Annotated in this window: 13 protein-coding genes; 2 read left to right on the top strand and 11 right to left on the bottom strand. The window is 67.8% G+C overall.

Annotated features, from left to right (window positions below; translation table 11 throughout):
* Positions 1–8 precede the first annotated feature (8 nt).
* Positions 9–2171 carry an acetate--CoA ligase family protein gene (locus ACCD06_RS20130; protein ID WP_413342983.1) on the bottom strand — a complete coding sequence of 721 codons (2163 nt, stop codon included), beginning with the start codon at positions 2169–2171 and terminating at the stop codon, positions 9–11.
* The gene (locus ACCD06_RS20125; RefSeq protein WP_109154830.1) at positions 2168–3331 is read right to left on the bottom strand and encodes an acyl-CoA dehydrogenase family protein; all 1164 of its coding nucleotides are present in this window, start codon (positions 3329–3331) and stop codon (positions 2168–2170) included. The genes ACCD06_RS20130 and ACCD06_RS20125 overlap by 4 nt, the downstream gene beginning before the upstream one ends.
* A 111-nt stretch (positions 3332–3442) precedes the next feature.
* Between ACCD06_RS20125 and gcvA the strand changes: the two genes are divergently transcribed.
* Both gcvA and pcaF read left to right on the top strand, forming a co-directional pair.
* Entirely contained in the window at positions 3443–4330 is an 888-nt protein-coding gene (gcvA, locus tag ACCD06_RS20120) for a transcriptional regulator GcvA (RefSeq protein ID WP_158282046.1), read from the top strand.
* A 190-nt stretch (positions 4331–4520) separates the two neighbouring features.
* Positions 4521–5726, top strand: a complete 1206-nt coding sequence (gene pcaF, locus ACCD06_RS20115) for a 3-oxoadipyl-CoA thiolase (protein ID WP_413342980.1) — start codon at positions 4521–4523, stop codon at positions 5724–5726.
* A gap of 74 nt (positions 5727–5800) precedes the next feature.
* Here the strand turns inward: pcaF and ACCD06_RS20110 are convergent, their stop codons facing one another.
* The 9 genes from ACCD06_RS20110 to ACCD06_RS20070 form a co-directional block, all read right to left on the bottom strand.
* On the bottom strand, positions 5801–6727 hold the full coding sequence (locus tag ACCD06_RS20110) for an electron transfer flavoprotein subunit alpha/FixB family protein (protein ID WP_413342978.1): 927 nt from the start codon (positions 6725–6727) through the stop codon (positions 5801–5803).
* A 168-nt stretch (positions 6728–6895) separates the two neighbouring features.
* Entirely contained in the window at positions 6896–7645 is a 750-nt protein-coding gene (locus tag ACCD06_RS20105; protein WP_413342976.1) for an electron transfer flavoprotein subunit beta/FixA family protein, read from the bottom strand.
* Positions 7646–7656: 11 nt separating this feature from the next.
* The gene (locus ACCD06_RS20100) at positions 7657–9819 is read right to left on the bottom strand and encodes a methyl-accepting chemotaxis protein (protein WP_413342974.1); all 2163 of its coding nucleotides are present in this window, start codon (positions 9817–9819) and stop codon (positions 7657–7659) included.
* On the bottom strand, positions 9819–10754 hold the full coding sequence (locus ACCD06_RS20095; RefSeq protein WP_413344054.1) for a branched-chain amino acid ABC transporter permease: 936 nt from the start codon (positions 10752–10754) through the stop codon (positions 9819–9821). The genes ACCD06_RS20100 and ACCD06_RS20095 overlap by 1 nt, the downstream gene beginning before the upstream one ends.
* A 45-nt stretch (positions 10755–10799) precedes the next feature.
* Positions 10800–11687, bottom strand: a complete 888-nt coding sequence (locus ACCD06_RS20090) for a branched-chain amino acid ABC transporter permease (protein ID WP_413342972.1) — start codon at positions 11685–11687, stop codon at positions 10800–10802.
* Between the two features lie 18 nt (positions 11688–11705).
* The gene (locus ACCD06_RS20085; protein WP_085082702.1) at positions 11706–12443 is read right to left on the bottom strand and encodes an ABC transporter ATP-binding protein; all 738 of its coding nucleotides are present in this window, start codon (positions 12441–12443) and stop codon (positions 11706–11708) included.
* Entirely contained in the window at positions 12436–13203 is a 768-nt protein-coding gene (locus tag ACCD06_RS20080; RefSeq protein WP_085092200.1) for an ABC transporter ATP-binding protein, read from the bottom strand. Before ACCD06_RS20080 ends, ACCD06_RS20085 begins: the two co-directional genes overlap by 8 nt.
* Entirely contained in the window at positions 13200–14288 is a 1089-nt protein-coding gene (locus ACCD06_RS20075; protein ID WP_413342969.1) for a citrate synthase, read from the bottom strand. Before ACCD06_RS20075 ends, ACCD06_RS20080 begins: the two co-directional genes overlap by 4 nt.
* A gap of 164 nt (positions 14289–14452) precedes the next feature.
* Positions 14453–15682 carry an ABC transporter substrate-binding protein gene (locus ACCD06_RS20070; protein ID WP_413342967.1) on the bottom strand — a complete coding sequence of 410 codons (1230 nt, stop codon included), beginning with the start codon at positions 15680–15682 and terminating at the stop codon, positions 14453–14455.
* Between the last annotated feature and the right edge of the window lie 37 nt (positions 15683–15719).

Below are 15719 nucleotides of genomic sequence, written 5' to 3'. Positions count from 1 at the left end.
CCTGGGCATCATCGGTTCCTCCCGGAACGGTTTTCAGTGTCGTCTTCTTGGGCTTGACTGTCCGCGTCCGCCGTTGCCAGCCGGACCAGCGCATCGACCGCCACAGCCCCCTGTCCGTCGGCCATCACCATCAGCGGATTGATCTCCGCCTCCAGCACGGTCACGTCGTCCAGCAGGGCAAGGCGGGAGACCGCGACCAGCGCATCGGCGACGGCGCCGAGGTCGCCGGCCGGCCGGCCGCGATAGCCGGCCAGGGCCTGGAGCGCCTTCACCTCGCCGATCATCTCCAGCGCGGTGGCCCGGTCCACCAGCGCCAGCCGCAGGGCGCGGTCGCGGTAGATCTCGGTCAGTACGCCGCCAGCGGCCAGCATCACCACCGGCCCGACCTGGGGATCACGGCGCAGACCGACCAGAACCTCGCCCACACCGCGCGTCATCGGCTGGACCAGGATCTGGCGCACGCTCATTCCCGGACGCGCGGCTTCGACCCGGTCACGGATCGCGGCGATGGCGGCGGACAGCGCATCGGCGTCGGCGATGTTCAGCGCCACGCCGCCAACGTCGGTCTTGTGGGCGATGTCCGGATGCAGGACCTTTGCCACCACCGGATAGGCGAAGGGAAGCTCCGGCACCGGCTCGCCGACCGTCAGCACCGTGACCGGCGCGTGAGGAACGCCGACGCGGGCGAACAGACGATAGGCCTCGGCCTCGTCGATGGTCCGCCCGGCACCCGCCTGAACCGGTGGCGACGGCAACGCCAGTTCGGATCGGGGGGTGCGGCGGCCGAACGCGGCGGCGATCACGTCGCCGCAGGATTCCGGCGCGCGGAAACACGGGACCCCGGCGGCATTCAGGCGCAACAGCGCTTCCGGCGCCTCCGGCACGATGAAGGCGGCCAAGGGCTTTTCATGCTCCCGCGCGCTGTCGATCACCGGCGCAACCGCCAGATCAGGCTGGAACCGGGCGGAGGAGCCGACGGTCGCCAGCACCAGATCGAATTCCGGCGCGGTCTGCATCACCCCCAGCGCAGCCTTCATCACGTCGTAACGGGTGCCCGCCAGCGTCAGATCGACCAGCCGCCCCTCTCCGGCCGCGATCCCCACCTCGGCGAGACGACGCACGGTGTCCGGGCTGGGGGCGGCGACCCGCACGCCGCGGATGGCAAGCTGGTCGATGGCCATGGCCGCACCGCCGCCGGTGGTGGTGACGACGCCGACAGCAGGTTGCCGCACAGATTTCACCGGCATCCGGTTGAGCAGCGGCATGATCTCCAGCAGCCCGTCGAAGGATTCCACCCGGGCGATCCCGCAGTCGCGCAGGAAGGTGTCGGCGACATCGTCCTCTCCGGCCAGCGCACCGGTGTGGGAGACCGCCAGTTCCGCCGCCTCCGCCGAGCGGCCAAGCTTGTAGGCCGCCACCGGCTTGCCCCGCTCCGCCGCCGCCAAAGCGAAGCGGCGGAGCGCGTCGGCGTTGCGCATCGATTCCAGGAACAGCAGGTAACCGCCGATCTTGGGGTCGTCTAGCGTCGCCTCGCAGATTTCGCCGACCGACAAATCCACCTCGCCGCCGACCGAAACCAGCCCGGCAAAGCCGACGCCACGCGCCTTGCCCCGCGACAGCATGGCACCGATCAGGCTTCCGCTGTGCGAAGCGACGAACACCCCGCCTTCCGGCAGGTCGGGTTCGGCGAAGGCGGCGTTGGCGGTCAGCACCAGCCGCTCATGCACATTGACCACGCCGATGCTGGAGGGGCCAAGCACACGCACGCCGTAGGACCGCCCGATCTCCGCCAGCCGCCGTTCGCGTTCGATGCCGGCGTCACCCGCCTCGGAAAAGCCGCCGGCCAGGATGGTCGCGACCGGGACACCCAGACGCCCGCACTCCTCCAGCGCGGCGATGGCCGCATCGGTGCCGGTCAGGATGAAGGCATGGTCCGGCCGTTCCGGCAGAGCCGACAGCGACGCGAAGGCCGGCTCGCCCTGCACGGTGGCGCGGGTGGGATTGACGCTGTAGACCTCGCCGCCATAACCGGCACGGCGCAGGAAACGCAGCGGACGGGCGGCGGTCTTGCCGATGTCGTCCGACACCCCGACCAGAGCCACGGAGCGTGGCCGCAGCAAGGCCTCGGCAAGAGCTGAGCCGCTGCAGCCCTTAAGGGCGGTGCCGCTCACGACCGACTCTCCCGCGGTGGGCGCTGATCGAAGCGACGCTCGAACAGCTCCTCGGCGATGCGGTTCTTCAAAATCTCGATGGAGCCGCCGGCGATCATCCAGCCGCGCGTCCGCTTCACACAATATTCGACCAGCGCCTCCTGGCTGTAACCGGTGCCGCCCATGATCTGCAGGGCTTCATTGGCGACCTCGAAGCCGGCAAGGTTGCAGGCCAGCTTGGCGATCGAGGTTTCATAGGCCGACGGCAGGCCGTTGTCCGCGTTGGTGGCGGCGCGGTAGAGCAGCAGCTGCGCGCCTTCCAGCTTCAGCGCCATGTCGGCGAATTTCCACTGCAGGCCCTGAAACTCGCACAGCGGGCGGCCGAACTGGGTCCGCGTCTCCGCATGATCCTTGGCGAGGTTGAAGGCATGTCGGCCAAGCGCCAGCGCCCGCGAGGCATTGCCGATGCGCTCCACGTTGAAGCCGGCGATCTGCTTCTTGAAACCGCCCGGCCCCAACAAAACGTTGGCCTTGGGAATCCGGCAGTCCTCAAAATAGAGCTGGCACCATTCCTCTCCGCTCATGAAGGCGGAGGGCTGACCGACGGTGAAGCCCGGGGTGCCGCGTTCGATCAGCACCGAACCGATGCCGCCGACCCCGGGGCCAAAACGGACATAGATCAGAAACAGCGTCGCTTCCGGGCTGTGGGTGGAGAAGACCTTCGATCCGTTGATGACGTAATGGTCGCCATCCTCGCGGGCGCTGGTCTTCAGATCGGTGACGGCCGATCCGGCGTCCGGCTCGCTCATGCCCAGCGCCAGCAGCTTGCGTCCGCCGAGCAGGTCACCCAGCCAGCGCTCCTTCTGCTCGGGGCTGGCATATTCGGCAAAGGTGCGGATCGGCCCAAAATTGCCCGCTTGGACGACGTCGGCGCTCTTGGGACAGACCAGCGCCAGCTCCTGGATGGCGATCACCGCGTCCATCAGCGTGCCACCGATTCCGCCGTCCTCCTCGCGGATGGTGATGCCCAGCAGCCCCATCTCCGACAGTTTCGCGGCCACGTCCCACGGAAAGGCCGGGGAGTGGGCGCGCTTCAGCGCGTCGGCAGCCAGCTCGGCGCGGGCAAAGCGGCGCACGGAGTCGGCGAAGGCGCGCTGTTCCTGGTTGAGTTGAAAGTCCATGGCTCCGACGGGGCTATCGATTTGCGTTGCAGACAATCAATCGCATTGACGAACAAGCGGCAAATTCCTAGTTGTTGGGCATACATAACCTTTTGTAATGGAGCCGAGACGGTGCGCCCAATCCCCCCGCTCAACCCGCTCCATGTCTTCGAATGCGCTGCCCGGCATGGCAGCTTCACCAAGGCGGCGGACGAGTTGAGCGTCACCCAACCAGCGGTCAGCCGGCAGGTCGCCTTGCTGGAGGATTACCTGGGGGTGCGGCTGTTCCACCGCGAGGCCCGCGGCCTGACCCTGACCAGCGAGGGCAAGCGGTACGCGGCGCAGATCGCACCGGCCTTCCGCTGCATCGCGGAGGCGACGTCCGAACTGGTGTCCGCCCGTGCCGCCGCTCCCTTGAAGCTGCAGGTCTATGCAACCTTCATGGCGAAATGGCTGATGCGGCGCCTTCCGCAGTTGCAGACCAACCACCCTGATCTGCGGCTGCGCACCCGAACCGCGGTGACGCCGGTCGACTTTGCCCGCGACAACGTCGACGCGGCGATCCAGTTGGGCACCGGCGATTGGCAGGGCATGGACTCGGTTTTCCTGTTTGCCGACGAGATCCTGCCGGTCTGCAGCCCCACCCTGCTCGCCAGCGGCCCGCCGGTGAGAACGCCGGCCGATCTGCAGCGCTACCCGCTGCTGCATTCCCATTACCGGCGGCGGGACTGGTCCGACTGGCTGGAGGCGGCTGGCGTGACGATGGCGGAGACGCAGGAGCCGCTGATGTTTCCCAGTTCGCTGCTGACCTATCAGGCCGCCCTGGACGGGCTGGGCATCGCCATGGGCCAACCCGCCATGCTGGAAACCGAACTGCGCAGTGGCAGTCTGGTCTGTCCGATCGACCAGCCCTTGCGCCGCGATCTCGGCTATTATTTCGTGGTGCCGCCCAACCACCAGGACCGCGCCCGCATCGCCAAGGTGCGCAACTGGCTGCTGGAGCAGGTGGCGATTGGCTGAGGCCTGGCGGCGTACCATTACCGCAGGTTATGCCCCGCCAAGTTTATGTCAGTTGTCTGGTCCATTCCGGCTTCCGATAGTTGAGGCGGCGGCCGGCCGCATTGCCGATGCCGCAAGCCGCCGTCAACTCCCCGCCCAACAACGCGCCCGCTCCGCCCCCGAAGGTTGCGGGCACCGGAAGACCCAGCCCATGACTGAAGCATTTCTGTGCGACGCCGTGCGCACGCCGATCGGGCGTTACGCCGGCGCGCTGGCGCCGGTACGCGCCGATGATCTCGCCGCCATCCCCCTGCGGGCATTGCTCGACCGCAACCCATCCCTCGATCCGTCGGCAATCGACGACGTGATCCTGGGCTGCGCCAACCAGGCGGGAGAGGACAACCGCAACATCGCTCGCATGGCGGTCCTGCTGGCCGGTCTGCCCGAAACGGTTCCCGGCACCACGGTGAACCGCCTGTGCGGATCGGGGCTCGACGCCATCGCGCTCGCGGCGCGCGGCGTGCGCGCGGGCGAACAATCCCTGCTCCTGGCCGGCGGAGCGGAGAGCATGTCGCGCGCGCCCTTCGTGATGGGAAAGGCAGAAGGCGCTTTCTCCCGTGCGATGCGGCTGGAAGACACCACCATGGGCTGGCGCTTCGTCAACCCGCGACTGAAGGCGTCGCACGGCGTTGACACCATGCCGGAAACCGCCGAGACGGTGGCCGAACGGTATGGCATCGCCCGCGACGATCAGGATGCTTTCGCCCTGCGCTCGCAGCAGCGGGCCGCCGCCGCTCAGCGCAGCGGACGCCTTGCACGGGAAATCGTCGCCGTGCCGGTCGCCGGTCGCAGGGGGGCGATCACCGAGGTGACAGCCGACGAACATCCTCGCCCGGACACCACGCTCGATCAGCTCGCCGCGCTGAAGCCGGTGGTGCGTCCCGGCGGTACTGTGACCGCCGGCAATGCGTCCGGCATCAACGACGGCGCGGCGGCGCTGATCGTCGCCGGAGAGACGGCAGCCAGGCGTCATGGCCTCACGCCGCGTGCCCGCATCGTCGGCGCGGCGGTGGCCGGCGTCGAGCCGCGCGTGATGGGTATGGGACCGGTCCCGGCGGTGCGCCTCCTGCTCGACCGCACCAGCGTGCCGCTCGACCGCATCGACGTGATCGAGTTGAACGAAGCGTTCGCCGCACAGGGCCTTGCCTGCCTTCGGGAGCTTGGACTGGCGGATGACGATCCGCGGGTCAATCCCAATGGCGGTGCCATCGCGCTCGGCCATCCGTTGGGGATGTCCGGTGCGCGGCTGGCCACCACCGCGTTGATCGAACTGGAGCTGCGCGGCGGCCGGTACGCCCTGTGCACCATGTGCATTGGTGTCGGCCAGGGCATCGCACTGCTGCTTGAACGGGTGTAGCAGCGATTGTTTCTTCAGAGCAAAGGGCGCCTCCCGGTGGAGGTCGCCCTTTTTCGTGAACGATTGACGACCGATCACAGCGCCTGCTGCAGCTCCGGCACAGCCTTGAACAGGTCCGCGACGAGGCCGTAGTCGGCGACCTGGAAGATCGGTGCCTCCTCGTCCTTGTTGATGGCGACGATCACCTTGCTGTCCTTCATGCCGGCCAGATGCTGGATCGCACCCGAGATGCCGACGGCGACGTACAGCTCCGGCGCCACGATCTTGCCGGTCTGGCCGACCTGATAATCGTTCGGCACGAACCCCGCGTCCACGGCGGCCCGGCTGGCGCCGACCGCGGCGCCCAGCTTGTCGGCGATGGCCTCCAGCAGGTGGAAGTTGTCGCCCGACTGCATGCCACGCCCGCCGGAGATGATGATGCGGGCGGCGGTCAGCTCCGGACGCTCCGACTTCGACAGTTCGGCCGAGACGAAGCTCGACAGGGCGGGATCGGCCACGGCGGCGATGCTCTCGACCGGGGCGCTGCCGGTGGCTGCCGCCGCTTCGAAGGCGGTGGTGCGGACGGTGATGACCTTCACCGGGTCGGCCGACTGCACGGTGGCGATGGCGTTGCCGGCGTAGACCGGCCGCTCGAACGTATCCGAAGAGACCACGGCGGTGATGTCGGAGATCATCGCCACGTCGAGCAAGGCGGCGACGCGCGGCAGCACGTTCTTGCCGGCTGAAGTGGCGGCGGCGAGGACATGGCTGTAGCCGGGGGCGAGCGACACCAGCAGCGCCGCGACCGGTTCGGCCAGGGCATGCTCGTAGGCGGCATCGTCGGCGAGCAGCACCTTGGCGACGCCGGCCAGCTTGGCGGCCTGCTCGGCAGCCGGCGCGGCGTTGCGGCCGGCGACCAGGAGGTGGATGTCGCCACCGAGCTTGGCGGCGGCGGTCACCGCGTGGGCGGTGGCAGGCTTGAGGATGACGTTGTCGTGGTCGGCGAGGATCAGGATGGGCATGGCGGATTCCTCTGGCGGGCGGGGGTGGGGGCGAGTGCGGGCACTTGCCCCCACCCCGACCCTCCCCCGCTTCGCAGGGGAGGGGGAAAGTGCTGATGCGGGAGAGCGGCGGAGTTCCCTCCCCTGCGAAGCGGGGGAGGGTTAGGGTGGGGGCACCGGAGCCGGCGCTCAGATCACCCGCGCCTCGTTCTTCAGCTTGTCGACCAGCGTGGCGACGTCAGGCACCTTGATGCCGGCCTGACGCTTGGCCGGCTCGGTGACCTTCAGCATGGTCAGGCGCGGCGTCACATCGACGCCGAGCGCGTCCGGCGTGACGGTCTCCAGCGGCTTCTTCTTCGCCTTCATGATGTTGGGCAGCGAGGCGTAGCGCGGCTCGTTCAGGCGCAGGTCGGCCGTCACCACCGCCGGCAGCTTCAGCTCCACCGTCTCCAGCCCGCCGTCGATCTCGCGCGTCACCGCGACCTTGCCGTCGCCGGCAACGATCTTCGAGGCGAAGGTGCCCTGACCCCAGCCGAGCAGCGCCGCCAGCATCTGGCCGGTCTGGTTGCAGTCGTCGTCGATCGCCTGCTTGCCGAGGATGACGAGGCCGGGGGCCTCCTTCTCGACCAGGGCCTTCAGCACCTTGGCGACGGCGAGCGGCTCGGTCGTCACGTCGGTCTGCACCAGGATGGCGCGGTCGGCACCCATGGCGAGAGCGGTGCGCAGGGTCTCCTGGGCCTGAGTCGGGCCGACGGAGACCACGACGATCTCGGTCGCCTTGCCGGCTTCCTTCAGGCGCACGGCTTCTTCGACGGCGATCTCGTCGAAGGGGTTCATGCTCATCTTCACGTTGGCGGTCTCGACGCCGCTGCCATCCGCCTTGACGCGGATCTTCACGTTGTAGTCGACCACTCGCTTAACGGGGACGAGTATCTTCATGGTTTGCATCCTTATGCGGCTCTGATGTCGGCAAGGAAGCGGTTGATCTCCTGATGGAGGTCCCCTGCCTGCCGCGCGAGATCGTTGGAGGCGCTCAGCACGTCCCCCGCCGCGGTCTTGGTGGTGTCGGCCGACCGCGCGACGCTGTCGATGATGGTGGTGACGGATTGGGTGGCCTTGGCGACCTGGGCGGCATTGGTGGCGATCTCGGCGGTCGCCGTTTCCTGCTCCTCCACCGCTTCGGCGACGATGCCGGAGATGCGGCCCATGTCCTGGATCACCACGACGATCTGACCGATGGCGGCGGCGGCACCGTCTGTTACCGATTGCATGGTCGCGATCTGGCTGCCGATCTCGTCGGTGGCTCTGGCGGTCTGCGCCGCCAGATGCTTCACCTCGCCGGCGACGACGGCGAAGCCTTTGCCGGCCTCCCCCGCCCGTGCCGCCTCGATGGTGGCGTTCAGCGCCAGCAGGTTCGTCTGGGCCGCGATGTCGTGGATCAACTGGACCACCGCACCGATGCGGCTGGCCGTCTCCACCACCACCCGCATGGTCTCCCCGGCCTCGGTCGTCGCCCCGACGGCAGCCTGGGTGATGCGGCCGGATTCATCGATATAGCGGCTGATATCGGTGATCGAGGCACTCAGTTGGTTGGCCGCCGACGCCACCGTGCCGACGCTGGCCGCCGTCTCGTCGGCCGCAGTGGTGACGCCGGTCGCCTCGCTCAGCGTGCGGTCGGCACCGATGCTCATCGAGCGTGCCGTCGCCTCCAGCCCCTCGGCCGCCGCGGTCACCGCCCGGACGATGCCGCCGACGCGCCGGTCGAAATCCGCCGTCATCCTTTCCACTTCCTGCGCCCGCTCGTCGCGCAGGACACGGACACGCTCCTGTTCGGCATGGAGCACGTCGGCACGGATCAGCGCCTCCTTGAAGACCTGCATGGCGCCGGCCATCCGCCCGATCTCGTCGCCCCTTTCGGTGGCGGGGATCTCCAGCCGGCGGTCGCCCTCGGCGAGGCGCTGCATTGCCACGCACATGGCCGTCAACGGCCGGACGATGCCGCGGGCCAGCAGGATTCCGGCGAAGCTGACGACCAGGAGCAGGGCGGCGCCCACCCCGATCATCTGGTTGCGCATGGCGCGGACAGGAGCCAGGATTTCGTCGACCGACGCCTCGGCCAGCACCAGCCAATGCAGTCCGTCATGGCTCACCGGCCGATAGGCGGCGAGCGCCGGAGAGCTGCCGCCGAAGCGGGTGGCCTCCATGACGCCGATATGATCGGGGTCGGCCTTTGCCGCCGCGACGACGGGGCTGTCATAAGGCGCCAATATGCCCTGCCCGCCGGAGAAACGCGGCGTGCTGCGCAGACGACCATCGTCGCCGACCAGGAAGGTGTCTCCGGTTTCTCCCATGCCGTCGCTCGCCAGCATGATGCGGTCGATCCCGTCCGCTTCAATCCTGAAAACCAGCGTCGCCAGATTCTGTTGGCGACCATCCGGGAACCGAAGGGCGACCGGCGCCGCCAGGAAGGCGGAGGCGGCTTTGCCGGCGGCATAGGGCGCGAAGTCGGCGATCATCGCCTCGCCGGCCATAGTGCCCGCCGTGATGCCATCCACGAGACGACGCAGCGGGCCTTCGGCGACCGGCTTGGCGAAATCGTCTTTTTTAGCAGCGCTGTAAAGGACGGTGCCGTCCGGCGCCACCAGCAACACGTCGGCCAGGCCGCGCCGCTGCATCAGATCGCTCATCCAGCCATGCAGGCGCAGATGCGCCGTGTCGTACATGGCGTTGTCGGCCGATTTCTCCAGATTGTAGCGCTCTGGCGCCGGATAGGGATTGTCGTCGACATAGCGTTTGCGCAGCAGGGCGGTGGGATCGCCACGGTCGGCTTCGATCCGCCAACCGTTGACGAGGGCCACCGCCGCATCGCGCATGGACCGGGTGTTGGCGGTCAGCACGACATCGCCTTCCAGCCCTTCGATATAGGACCGCACGCTGGCGGCACGGGCGTCGGCCAATGCCACCAGCTTTTCGCCGGCCGCCGCGCGCAGGCGACTCGATGCCGCGGAGTAGGCGAAGCCGCCGAGCAGGATCGCCGTGACCACCGCGGCGCCCACCAGCGCGCCGGGAATCCTATGGCGCAGCAGCAGGCGCCTTCCGTCGAGGCGGGACATCAGCGGTTCCCCCTGCCTGGCAGCCGGTGCATCAGTTCGCCGATGATACCGCGGCGGAAGAGCAGGACGCAGACGACGAAGATGCAGCCGATCACCACCGGCACCGGCAGGCTGGTGGAGGCGAGGTAGCTTTCCAGCGTCACCACCAACCCGGCACCGACCACCGGCCCGAACAGCGTGCCCATGCCGCCCAACAGCGTCATCAGCACCACCTCGCCCGACATCTGCCACGTCACGTCGGTCAGGCTGGCGAGCTGGAACACCAGCGCCTTGGTCCCGCCGGCCAGCCCGGCCAGCGAGGCCGACAGCACGAAGGCCACCAGCTTGTAGCGGTCGGTGCGGTAGCCGAGCGACACCGCGCGCGGCTCGTTCTCGCGGATCGCCTTCAGCACCTGGCCGAAGGGCGAATGCACCGTGCGCCAGATCAGGGCGAAGCCGGCGACGAAGATCGCCAGCACGGCGTAGTACATGGTCAGCGGCTGGCTGAGGTCGAACAGCCCGAACAGCAGGCCGCGCGGCACGCCCTGGATGCCGTCCTCGCCATGGGTGAAGGGCAGCTGCAGCGCCAGGAAGAACACCATCTGCGACAGCGCCAGCGTGATCATGGCGAAATAGATGCCCTGCCGGCGGATGGCGATCAGGCCGAAGACCAGCCCCAGCAGCCCGGCGACCACGGTGGCGGCGAGCAGGCCTGCCTCCGGCGCCCAGCCCCATTCCTTCACCACATGCGCGGCGATGTAGGCCGCCCCGCCGAAGAAGGCGGCATGGCCGAAGCTGAGCAGCCCGGCGAAGCCGATCAGCAGGTTGAAGGCGCAGGCGAACAGCGCGAAGCACAGCACCTTCATCAGAAAGACGGGATACAGGACATAGGGCGCCAGGACCGCCAGCAGCAGCCCGGCTCCGGTCAGCAGGATCTTCGGCGAGCCGCCGGACATGACAAGGCCTTCGTGCAGTGTGTCGCGGGTTTGCATGGTCATGGCTTATCTCTCCCGTCCGAACAGGCCGGCCGGCTTCACCATCAGCACCACGGCCATAATGACGAACACCACGATGTTGGACGCTTCGGGATAGAAGACCTTGGTCAGCCCTTCCAGCAGCCCCAGCCCGAGGCCGGTGACGATGGCGCCGAGGATCGACCCCATGCCGCCGATCACCACCACCGCGAACACCACGATGATCAGGTTCGACCCCATCAGCGGCGACACCTGATAGATCGGCGCCGCCAGCACGCCGGCCAGACCGGCCAGCGCCACCCCAAACCCGTAGGTCAGCGACACCATCACCGGCACGTTGATGCCGAAGGCCTGCACCAGCGTCGGGTTCTCGGTCGCCGCCCGCAGATAGGCGCCCAGCTTGGTGCGCTCGATGGCGAACCAGGTGCCAAGGCACACCAGAAGCGACGCCGCCACCACCCAGCCGCGGTAGGTCGGCAGATACATGAAGCCCAGGTTGGTGCCGCCCTTCAGCAGGTCGGGAATGGGATAGGGCTGGCCCGACACGCCGTACTGGTGGCGGAAGGCGCCCTCGAAGATCAGCGCCAGCCCGAAGGTCAGCAGCAGGCCATAGAGATGGTCGACCTTGTAGAGCCGGCGCAGCATGGTGCGCTCCAGCACCAGCCCGACGGCGCCGACCACCAGCGGCGCCAGCACCAGCGCCCCCCAGTAACCGACGCCGGCATGGCTCAGCAGAAGCCACGCCACGAAGGCGCCGACCATGTACAAGGCGCCATGCGCCATGTTGACGACGTTGAGCATGCCGAAGATCACCGCCAGCCCCAGGCTGAGCAGCGCATAGAAGGAGCCGTTGATCAGGCCGAGCAGAAGCTGGCCGAACAGGGCTTGCGGCGGAATGCCGAGCAGTTGGGACATCGGGCGTCTCTCTCCCGCTCACACGCCGAGATAGGTGTGGAGCTTGTCCATGTTGGCGTCGAGCTGGTCGTTGGGGATCATGTCCACCACATGCCCCTCCTCCATCACGTAATGGCGGTCGGCGATGGTGGCGGCGAAGCGGAAGTTCTGCTCCACCAGAACGATGGTGAAGCCGCGGGCCTTGAGCGCCCGCACCGCCACGCCGATCTGCTCGATGATGACCGGGGCCAGACCCTCGGTCGGCTCGTCCAGCAGGATCAGGGTGGCGCCGGTGCGCAGGATGCGGGCGATCGCCAGCATCTGCTGCTCGCCGCCCGACAGCCGTGTTCCCTGCGTCGAGCCGCGGCCCTTCAGGTTGGGGAACAGGTCGTGGATCTGCGGCACCGTCATCCCGCCGTCCTTCACCACCGGCGGCAGCGTCAGGTTCTCGTCCACGCTGAGCGAGGAAAAGATGCCGCGCTCCTCCGGCACATAGCCGATGCCAAGGCGCGGGATCCTGTGCTGGGCCATGCCGATCAGCTCGGTGCCCTGGAAGCGGATGGAGCCGGTGCGCTTGCCCATGATCCCCATGATGGCGCGCATGGTCGAGGTCTTGCCGGCGCCGTTGCGGCCCAGCAGCGTCACCACCTCGCCCTGGCGCACCTCCAGGCTGACGCCGTGCAGCACATGGCTTTCGCCGTAGTAGCCGTGCAGGTCGGCGATCTCCAGCATCGCCGTTCCGGTGTGGGCGGTTTTGGTCATCGCGCCGTCAGGCATGTCCGGTCCCCATATAAGCTTCCATCACCTGCGGGTTCTTGGAGACGACCTCGTACGGCCCCTCCGCCAGGATCTCGCCGCGGCGCAGAACGGTGATGGTGTCCGACAGGTGGGCGACGACCGACAGATTGTGCTCCACCATCAGCACGGTGCGGTCGGCGGCGACGCGCTTGATGAGAGCCGCCGTGCCCTCAATGTCCTCATGGCCCATGCCGGCCAGCGGCTCGTCGAGCAGCATCACCTCCGGGTCGAGCGCCAGGGTGGTGGCGATCTCCAGGGCGCGCTTGCGGCCATAGGGCAGCTCGGCGGCGGTGTGGCCGGCCCAGGGGGTGAGGTTGACCGCCTCGATCAGTTCCAGCGCCCGGTCGTGCAGGTCGTAGAGCGACGACTCGGACTTCCAGAAATGGAAGCTGGTGCCGAGCGGCCTCTGCAAGGCGACGCGGACATTCTCCAGCACGCTCAAGTGCGGGAAGACGGCCGAGATCTGGAAGGAGCGGACCAGCCCCATCAGCGCGATGTCGGCCGGCTTGGTGCGGGTGATGTCGCGGCCCTTGTAGAGGATCTGGCCGCGCGTGGGGGTGAGGAACTTGGTCAGCAGGTTGAACACCGTGCTCTTGCCGGCGCCGTTCGGGCCGATCAGCGCGTGGATGGTGCCGCGGCGAACCTGGAGGTTCACCTCCTTCACCGCCACGAACCCCTTGAACTCCTTCGTCAGGTTGCGCGCTTCCAGGATGATGTCGTCGTTCGGTGCGGCGTTCATTCCTGTCCTTTTCCGGTCTTGGGTCGGTCGGCCGGCGGCGGGCCGACATAGCGTGATGTCGGCCGCAGCATGCGTCCGGTCCGTTCCTGTTCGCGCACATGCGCCGCCCATCCGGCCGCGCGGCTGGCCGCGAAGAGTGGTGTGAAGCCGGCACGCGGCACACCGAGCGCTTCCAGCAGCAGGGCGGCGAAGAATTCCACATTGGTGTGAAGGGGCCGGTCGGGACGACGCGACGCCATCACCGCCAGAACCGTCCGCTCGACCGCTTCGGCAAAGGCGAGCCGACCCTCGGGTGCCCGGCTCGCGCCGGACCGCTGCAGAGCCAGCAGGCTGTCCTTCATGACATCGGCGCGTGGATCGCGGATATGATAGGCTCGTGACCCGAAGCCCATCAGGCGCTCGCCCCGGTCGAGCGCAGCCGCCACCCAGACGTCCGCATGGTCCGCCTCGCCGATAGCGTCCAGCATGTCAAGGACCAGCCCCGGCGCGCCGCCATGCAGCGGCCCTTCCAGCGCGCCCAACGCCGCCACGGCGGCGGCCAACAAGCCGCCCCTGGTCGAGGCGACCACGCGGGCGGTGAAGGTCGAGGCGTTCACGCCATGATCGACCATCGCGACCAGATAGCGGTTCAGTGCCCGTATTTCCGCCTCGCCGGCAGCGGCGTCATGGATCATGCGCAACAGATCGGCGGCATGCGGCAAGGAGCGGTCCGGCGCCACCGGGGTTTGTCCGTGAACCAGCCGAACGGCCGATGCGGCGGCAACGGCCGCTCCCGCCACCAGCAGCAGCGGCGTCATCGCGCTTCCCGGCAGCGAGGCCAGCAGACAGCGCTGTAGCTCGATCACCGTGAGATCGGACGGCATGGCCGCAAATCGGGAAGACAGCCGCGCGAAGGCTTCGCACCGCGCCCCCCCAAGCGCATCCAGGCTCATCTGCGCCGGGTTCTTCGCGTCCCACAGGATCGCCACGACGTCTTCATAGGACCGGTCGATCAGGTCGGGCAGTCGATGCCCGCGCATCACCATCTCACCCGTCGCGGGGTCGCCCCCGCTCAGGCTGGTTTCGGCGGCCGATATCCGCTCCATCGTCATGCTGTCCAGTAAGGGGGAAAGGGCGCCACCGCTGGGAGGGCTGCGGCGGTTTCGGTGGGAATCCTAAGCAATTCGCCCTCCGGCTCAACTTCGTTTATGTAAGCAGCGCATTACCATCGGTTATGCTTCACCAGCCTCCGAGCCTTGCAGAGCACCGGCTACATCTTTTTGACCAGGGGGCACTCGCTGTCAGACAGCGGCCGGAAGGCGCGGTCGGCGGGAACGCTGCGGACCATCTTGTAATAGTCCCAGGGCGCCTTGGATTCGGCCGGGGTCTTGACCTGGAACAGGTACATGTCGCGCAGCACCCGGCCGTCCTCGCGCACGGTGCCGTTCTTCGTCATGAAGTCGTTCACCGGCGTTTCCTTCATCGTCTTCATGACGGTGGGGGCGGCGTCGGTCCCGGCGGCCTTGATCGCCTTCAGATAATGGCTGACCGCGCCGTAGACGCCGGCCTGGTAGAAGGTCGGCATCGCCTTGCGCTTCTCGAAGAAGCGTTTGGAGAAGGCGCGCGTCTCGTCGTCCATGTCCCAGTAGAAGGGCGTCGTCAGCATGATGCCTTGGGTCGCCGGCAGGCCCAGCGCGTGGACCTCGCTGATGGCGAGCAGCAGCGCCACGATGTTCTTGCCCGATTGGCCGAGCCCGAATTCCGCCGCCTGCTTGATGGCATTCTGGGTGTCGGCCCCAGCGGTGGCGAGCGCCACGACCTTGGCCGGCGACGCCTGGGCCTGGAGCAGGAAGGAGGAGAAGTCGGCATTGTTGGCCGGCATCCTGACGCTTCCCACCACCTTGCCCTTCTGGCTTTCGACGACGGCGCCGGTGTCACGCTCCAGCGCGTGGCCGAAGGCATAGTCGGAGGTCAGGAAGTACCAGCTGTCGAAACCCGAGGCCACCACCGCCTCGCCGGTCACATGGGCCAGCGCATAGGTATCGTAGGTCCAGTGGATGCCGTTCGCCGTGCAGGCCTTGCCGGTCAGGTCAGAGCTGGCCGGCGAGGAGAAGATGGCGACGCGGTTCTTCTCCTTGGTGATCTGCTGCACCGCCAGCGCCACAGCGGAGTTCGGCACGTCCATGATGGCGTCGACCTGATCGACGTCGTACCAACGCCGTGCCGTCGAGGCACCGACGTCGGCCTTGTTCTGGTGGTCGGCGAAGATCAGTTCAACGGGCGTGCCGTTGACGGAGCCGCCGAAATCCTCCACCGCCATCTGCGCCGCGGTGATCGAGCCTTGCCCGGTGCTGTCGGACAGCTGGCCCGAAAGATCGGTCAGGATGCCGATCTTGATCTTGCCGTCGCTGTAGGCGGCACTTTGCGCAAGCGCCGGCTGGGACAAGGTGTGGGCAAACAGGCAGGCGGCAACGGCCGCCGTTACGGCGTAACGGTTCATCAGTTCCTCCCTAGGGTATTTTTATGGATGGCCAGCT

Source organism: Azospirillum sp. CT11-132 (genome assembly GCF_047302835.1).
Classification (GTDB): Bacteria; Pseudomonadota; Alphaproteobacteria; order Azospirillales; family Azospirillaceae; genus Azospirillum.
The sequence above is the reverse complement of the archived record's forward strand: the minus strand, read 5'-3'. Positions and strand labels throughout refer to the sequence as shown.